Consider the following 6,694-nt stretch of genomic DNA (forward strand, 5'->3'; position numbering starts at 1 on the left):
GACGCCCGCGACCGCATCGGCAAGGGGCCATGGGTGAACGCCAAGGGCGTCAAGATCGCCGACGATGTCGCCTCGTTGCACAGCAATGCCAACGGCATCACCAAGCAGACGGCGCTCAACGAGAAAGGCGAAGCGGTCAACGGCCGCGGCGACACGCCCAACCGCCACGACGTGCTGACCGGCTCCAAGCCCGACGGCACCAAGATCGCCGACCAGACCTGCGGCGACTGGACGATGAGCGGGGCGGAAGGCGCCGCGATGACGGGCCATCATGACCGCGCCGGCCTCGACGATTCGGCAGCGGCCAAATCCTGGAATTCTTCGCACGCCTCGCGCGGCGGCTGCAGCCAGGAGGCGCTCAAGGGCACCGGGGGCGATGGCTTGTTCTATTGTTTTGCCACCAACTGAGCCGATTGCGCTTCGAAATCGGGCTGCGAAACCCCCGTCACATCACGCGGCTGTGATGTGACGGCGGGAAGCCGTGCGGCGGTCAGGCTTTCGTCATTTCCTTGGAGTTGGTAGGGTCACAGCGACTCCCACAACAAGCGCCCAACTGGCAGAACAAGGAAATCCCCATGGCTACGACCGCAGCAGCGTTGGTCTGGTATCTGGTAATCGCCGGCCCGCAAGGCGGCATGGTCGTGCTGCCCAGCACCTTCGACAAACGCGAACAGTGCACCGCCGCCATCACCGAATATCAGAAGCAGCCGACACCGGCCGGCTGGTCGGTGCAATGCGTGCCGAGCGCCTCGCCCTTCACTGACGAGGGCGACGCCGAAGAACCGTCGGCGCAGTAAGCATCAGCGGCGTGCGCTCACCGTCAGCTCCGGCTTCTGGCTGATGGTCTGGAACACCACGCAATAACGCTCGGTCAGCTTCAGCAGCGAGTCTACCCGCTCCTGCGGCTCAGCGGTGTCGAGGTTGAAATTGAGCCGGATGGCGCGAAAGCCGACCGGTGCATCCTTGGCGACACCGAGCGTGCCGCGAAAATCGAGATCGCCTTCGGCCTCCACCGTGGCGGCGCCGAGCTTGAACTCGAGCGCCGTCGCCACCGCCTTGAGCGTCACCCCGGCGCAGGCGACCAACGCCTCCAGCAGCATGTCGCCCGAGCAGAGTTCAAGCCCTGAGCCGCCTGTTGCCGGATGCAAGCCGGCGATGGCGAGCGCCCTGCCCGTCTCCACCTTGCAGGCAACCGACTGGTCATCGATCGAGCCCTTGGCGCGAAGCGTGATCAGAGCCTGCGAAGCATCGTCACGGTAGGCCTGCTTCAGCGGCGCCTGCATGGCCTTCAGTTCGGTCGCATCCATCCGCTTTTCCCCTTTCGTCGACTGCTTGCGTCACCGGCATACGCCGTCCGGTCGAGATTTGCGCCGATCACCGTGGCAAGGCAATGCCGTTCCGCAACAGGAGACAGCGGTCAACACCGATATCCCAAATGGGACATTGACGGACAAGGTCCCAAAAACGTCTGATCCGGGCAAGTCATCACTCCATTTCCCGGCGGTCCCAAGATGCCCCGTACCCTCTCGACAAGGCCGAAACAGGATGGGTTTCGCGCGCCCGGCGAATTCGAACCAAAGTCAGGCTGCTGGCTGATCTGGCCGGAGCGGCCGGACACCTGGCGCCTCGGCGCCAAGCCCGCGCAAAAGCTGTTCGTGGATGTCGCCGCGGCGATCGCGCAAAGCGAGCCAGTGACGGTGGCGGCCTCCGCTCGCCAGTGGCAGAATGCCCGAGCGCGATTGCCCGGCCATGTGCGTGTCGTGGCGATGTCCACCAACGATTCTTGGCTGCGCGACAGCGGTCCCAATTTCGTCGTCAACGATCAAGGCGGCGTGCGTGGCGTCGATTGGATCTTCAACGCCTATGGCGGTTTTGACGGCGGCCTCTACGCGCCATGGGACCTCGATGATCTGGCAGCGCAAAAAGTGCTCGAAATCGAGAACATGGATCGCTACCGCGCACCGCTGATCGCCGAGGGCGGCGGGTTGCAATGCGACGGCCAGGGCACCCTCATCACGACGGAGCAATGCCTGCTCAACCGAAATCGCAACGCTCATCTCGGCAAGGCCGAGGTGGAACGCCAGCTTGGTGACTATCTCGGCGTCGACACCGTCATCTGGCTGCCGCGTGGCCTTGCCTTCGACGAAACCGACGGCCATGTCGATGACATCTGCTGCTTCGTGCGTCCCGGCGTGGTCGTGCTGAGCTGGACCGACAATCGGGAGGACCCGCAATACGAGATTGTGCGAGAAGCCGAAGAGGTGCTGCGTTCGGCCCGTGATGCGCGTGGCCGCGCACTGGAGATCCACCGGCTGCCGCATCCCCTGCCGATCGAGATGACGCCGGAAGAAAGCGAGAGCGTGGACCGGCTGGATTCGACCTGGGCGCGACCGGCCGGAAACCGGATCGCGGCGAGCTACATCAACTACTATCCGGGCAACAGCGTCGTGGTGGTACCGCAGTTCGGCTGCGATCTCGATGTGAAGGCCAAGCAGACGCTGGCCGAGCTGTTTCCCGACCACAAGATAGTCGGCATCGAAAACTCACGCGAGATCCTGCTGGGTGGCGGCAATGTCGCCTGCATCACCTTGCCGGTCTATGCCCCGCAGCGACGCTGAGGGACGACGCATGCCGAAAACAGATAGCGAAAACGGAGGACATTTATGCGCGCTCTGATCTTCTCAACCCTGCTTGCCTGCGGCGTCTGCGCAAATGCGGCTTCGGCTGACGAGGAAAAGATCGTCAACGTCTACAACTGGTCCGACTACATCGCGCCGGACACCGCCGAGAAATTCGAGAAGGAAACGGGCATCAAGGTTCGCTACGATGTCTATGACGGCAACGAAGTACTTGAAACCAAGCTGCTCACCGGCGGCTCGGGATATGACGTGGTCTACCCCTCAGCCTATCCGTTCCTGAAGAACCAGGTGAAGGCGGGGGCGTTCCTGGAACTCGACAAATCGAAGCTTGCCAACCATTCGAAGATCGATCCGCAGGCCCTGGCGCTGATCGCAGGCGCCGACCCGCAGAACCTTCATGCCGTGCCCTATATGGCTGTCACCGACGGCATTGGCTACAACGTCGCCGCGGTGAAGCAGAGGCTGCCGGACGCGCCGACGGATTCCTTCGCCATGGTCTTCGACGTGGACGTGGTCAAGAAGCTCTCCGATTGCGGCGTGGCCATGATCGATGCGCCGGCTGAAGTCATCCCGATGGCGATGAACTATCTTCACATCGACCCCAAATCGACCAGTCCCGACGACCTCGCCAAGGTCGAGGACCTGATGGGCAAGGTGCGGCCCTACATCCGCTATTTCCATTCGTCGAAATACATCAACGACCTCGCCAACGGCGACATCTGCGTGGTGTTGGGCTGGTCGGGCGACATACTTCAGGCAAGGACCCGTGCGGCGGAATCCGTGAAGAAGCTGGAGATCGCCTATTCCATCCCCAGAGAAGGCACGCTCATCAACTTCGATACGATGGTGGTGCCGAAAGATGCGCCGCATCCCGACAACGCCCAGGCCTGGATCAACTTCAATCTGCGGCCCGATATCGCCGCGGCCAATTCCAGCTATGTCTCCTATGCCAATGCGATACCGGAATCCCTGCCGCTGATGGACAAGGCGATAGCCAGCGATCCCGGCGTCTTTCCGCCTGATGCCGTGAAGGCCAAGCTGTTCGTGGTCGACAACAACGACCCAAAGCTGCTGCGATCACAAAACCGCATGTGGACGCGCATCGTGACGGGGCAATAGCGCCGGCGGAAGCCGTCAGGCTCAAGCGGCTTCGCGGAAGGCCGCCAGCAGCTCGACCTGGGAGTGCACGCCGAGCTTGCGGTAGATCTGCTTGATGTGGTTGCGGACGGTGCCGGGCGAGACGGCGAGGCTTCGCGAAATGGTCTTGGCGTTGCCACCCTCGACCAGATGCCGCGCAACCTCGGCCTCGCGCCTGCTCAGCCCCGAGCGTCCGTCACCGATTGCGGCGCCCTTGTCCCGGGAGCGGCACAGATGAAGCAATCTTTGCAGAATGAGCCTCGTCGCGCTGCTTGCCGCGCAAGCCATCTCCAGATCCTGATCGCCAAAGGCCGGTGCCCCGTTTCGCCGCAGGAAGGTGACATAGCCAGCGGTCAGCCCGTCGAGATTGAACACGCCGGTGATCTCGTCGAAACTGTCGGAAGGGCCGAAGAATTCGCGATAGTAGGGGGTACGCTGGAAGTCGCCATTGCGGAGTGCCGACAGCGGCAACAGGAAATCCTGTCTTGTGCTGGCGAACCTCTGGAAGAAGGGATCCTGGCGATACAGTCGTGCATCGTAGTCGCGGTTCCAGCGATCGGGGCCGGCATCGTCGATGGTCAGGGATGTGATGTCTCGACGGTAGAAGCCGACATAGGCGCGGTCGGAGCCAAGCAGCCCGCTCGCCGCCGCTGTGAAGCGAGCGGACAATTCTTCGGGCGTTGCAGCCATGGCCGCGGCGGCGACACCACCGCTCCAGTGTCCAAACCGATCGAGAGAGATGTTCGACTGCATTCCGGCTCACATTAGCGCAAGCCGTTGCAGGTTCAAGACAGCCATTTCCTTTGACTTCGATCCTCTCGGCCATACCTATGCGGGAGTCGTTGTCGCGGAGCCATCATGCTGGTCAAGCTGAAACTGATCTTCCTCATCCTGCCGATGCTTGCCGTCCTGGCGCAGCCCGTCCTGGCTGAAACGGCGGAGCGGCCGGCACCTGCGGGCGGTGTGCTGTCCCTGCTGCCGCCGCCGCAGACCACCAACCATTCGATCACACTGGCCGGGCGCAAGCTGGATTACCAGGCAAAGGCAGCGACCCTGTCGCTGCTGTCGGGCAACGGCGACGTCACGGCGGAGATCTTCTATGTCGCCTACACGCTGGAGCCGCCGGCGAGCGTGGCCAAAGACCCGCAGCGGCCGATCACCTTCGTGTTCAATGGCGGCCCTGGAGCAGCGTCCGCCTATCTGCATCTCGGCGCACTCGGTCCACGGATAATCGCGACGGGAGCCGATGGCGAACTCCTGCCCTCACCGCAAAGACTGATCGACAATCCGGACAGCTGGCTCGACATGACGGATCTCGTCTTCGTCGATCCGGTGGGGACCGGCTACAGCCGCGAGGCACCGGGGCAGGACACGCGCGATTTCTGGGGCGTCAACCAGGATGCCAGCTCGATTGGCGCCTTCATCCGGCTCTATCTCGCGCAGAACGGCCGCACCGGGTCGCCGCTGTTCCTCGCCGGCGAAAGCTATGGCGGGTTCCGCGCGGCGCTGCTCGCCAGGACATTGCAGGAAGATATCGGCATCAGTCCGAGCGGCATCGTGCTGATCTCGCCGGCGCTGGAGTTCACGCTGGTGCAGCCCGACGAATTCGAGCCGCTGCATTGGGCGCTCGAACTGCCTTCCCTGGCGGCGGTGCGGCTACGCACCGAAGGCGTCAGCGGCGATGCATTGCGGGAGAAGCTGGCCGAAGTCGAACACTATGCGATGGGCGATTACCTCACGGCAATCACCAGCGGACTGGAGCAAGGCAGGCGGCTGGCGAGCCAGCGCGTCGCTGAGATCACCGGCCTGCCACTCGATTTGGTGCAGCGGAACTCCGCTCGCATCCCCACCGGCCTGTTCGCAAGGGAATTCGCTCGCGCCAGCAGCAAGGTGCTCAGCCCTTATGACGCCACGATCGGCACAGCCGACATCGCGCCTGAGAGCGCCCGCACCGCCGGCCCGGATCCGGTGCTCGACCGCAGCGTGCCGGCGCTGACGTCGGCGTTCGTCGGCTATATCCGCGAAGAGCTGAACTTCCGCACCGATGTCAGCTATCGGCTGCTCAATGGCGAAATCAGCCACAAATGGGATTACGGGACCAGCGCCTCGCGGCAAGGCTATGCCGGAGTGATGGACGATCTGCAGCGCGCACGCTCACTGAACCCTTCGCTTGGTGTCGTGATCGTCAACGGCTACACCGACCTGGTCACGCCTTACCTCGCCTCGCGCTACCTGGTGAACCAGATCCCATCGCTCGCCGATGCCAAGCCTATCCGTCTCGATGTCGTCGAGGGCGGGCACATGATGTATTTCAGGCCCGACGGCCGACGCGCGCTGAAAGAAGCCGCTTCGGAGCTTTACCAGGCGACGCAGTAGGCTTGGCGACAGTGCAGCTCGGCATGGCCCCCTGCCCCAACATAACCACCGGGCTGGCGTAGCGCCGCAGCGATTTTCGCCCTTATAGCTTGGTGCCGAGGGAACTGAATTCACAGCTCCTCGTGTCGCTCCTCACAGCATTCTGCCGCTCCGGAAATTTGGTCCCACGCGCCTTATGGCCGATATCGCCATTCTCGAAACACGCGAGCGGATGCTTGCAGGCATCCTGCTGACCGGTGCGGCCTATTTGCTGTTTTCGACACAGGATGCCTCGATCAAGCTGTTGGTCGTCGGCATGAGCGTCTGGCAGATCATGTTCTTCCGCAGCATTGCCATTCTGGGCGCGTGCGCGGCGATCGGCGGACGACAGTTGTTTGCCGACACGATGCGCTCGCCGATCGTGCGGCCGATGCTGGTGCGCAGTGCCTTCACGCTTGCTGCGTGGCTGTGTTACTACAACGCCGCGCACGCGCCCAGAATGGCAATGCTGCGGAAGAACATGATCTGCCAGACGCTCATGCCGACGACCAACAGCTTGATCG

Annotated in this window: 6 protein-coding genes and 2 pseudogenes; 6 read left to right on the forward strand and 2 right to left on the reverse strand. The window is 63.0% G+C overall.

The features are described 5' to 3' along the window. Together EN749_RS27660 and EN749_RS27665 are read left to right on the forward strand one after the other, a co-directional pair. A pseudogene (locus tag EN749_RS27660) lies at positions 1–408 on the forward strand (hypothetical protein); the annotation flags it as partial. A 167-nt stretch (positions 409–575) separates the two neighbouring features. Then, positions 576–797, forward strand: coding sequence for a hypothetical protein (locus EN749_RS27665; RefSeq protein ID WP_013532531.1), 222 nt, complete (start codon positions 576–578; stop codon positions 795–797). 3 nt (positions 798–800) lie between these two features. On the opposite strand, the gene EN749_RS27670 is transcribed toward EN749_RS27665, so the two are convergent. Continuing rightward, on the reverse strand, positions 801–1,307 hold the full coding sequence (locus EN749_RS27670) for an OsmC family protein (RefSeq protein ID WP_127269953.1): 507 nt from the start codon (positions 1,305–1,307) through the stop codon (positions 801–803). 204 nt (positions 1,308–1,511) lie between these two features. Between EN749_RS27670 and aguA the strand changes: the two genes are divergently transcribed. Both aguA and EN749_RS27680 read left to right on the forward strand, forming a co-directional pair. After that, the gene (gene aguA / locus EN749_RS27675; protein ID WP_128364354.1) at positions 1,512–2,618 is read left to right on the forward strand and encodes an agmatine deiminase; all 1,107 of its coding nucleotides are present in this window, start codon (positions 1,512–1,514) and stop codon (positions 2,616–2,618) included. A 45-nt stretch (positions 2,619–2,663) separates the two neighbouring features. Next, a complete protein-coding gene (locus EN749_RS27680; protein WP_127398467.1) occupies positions 2,664–3,758 on the forward strand; it encodes a polyamine ABC transporter substrate-binding protein in 1,095 nt (364 codons plus the stop codon). A 21-nt stretch (positions 3,759–3,779) separates the two neighbouring features. Here EN749_RS27680 and EN749_RS27685 read toward each other — a convergent pair whose 3' ends face one another. Then, the gene (locus tag EN749_RS27685) at positions 3,780–4,529 is read right to left on the reverse strand and encodes a helix-turn-helix transcriptional regulator (protein WP_128364355.1); all 750 of its coding nucleotides are present in this window, start codon (positions 4,527–4,529) and stop codon (positions 3,780–3,782) included. Positions 4,530–4,634: 105 nt separating this feature from the next. Between EN749_RS27685 and EN749_RS27690 the strand changes: the two genes are divergently transcribed. Beyond that, positions 4,635–6,152, forward strand: a complete 1,518-nt coding sequence (locus EN749_RS27690) for an alpha/beta hydrolase (protein ID WP_128364356.1) — start codon at positions 4,635–4,637, stop codon at positions 6,150–6,152. A gap of 175 nt (positions 6,153–6,327) precedes the next feature. Beyond that, positions 6,328–6,694, forward strand: a pseudogene (locus EN749_RS27695) (EamA/RhaT family transporter); the annotation flags it as partial.

Source organism: Mesorhizobium sp. M7A.F.Ca.ET.027.02.1.1 (assembly GCF_004022985.1).
GTDB lineage: Bacteria > Pseudomonadota > Alphaproteobacteria > Rhizobiales > Rhizobiaceae > Mesorhizobium.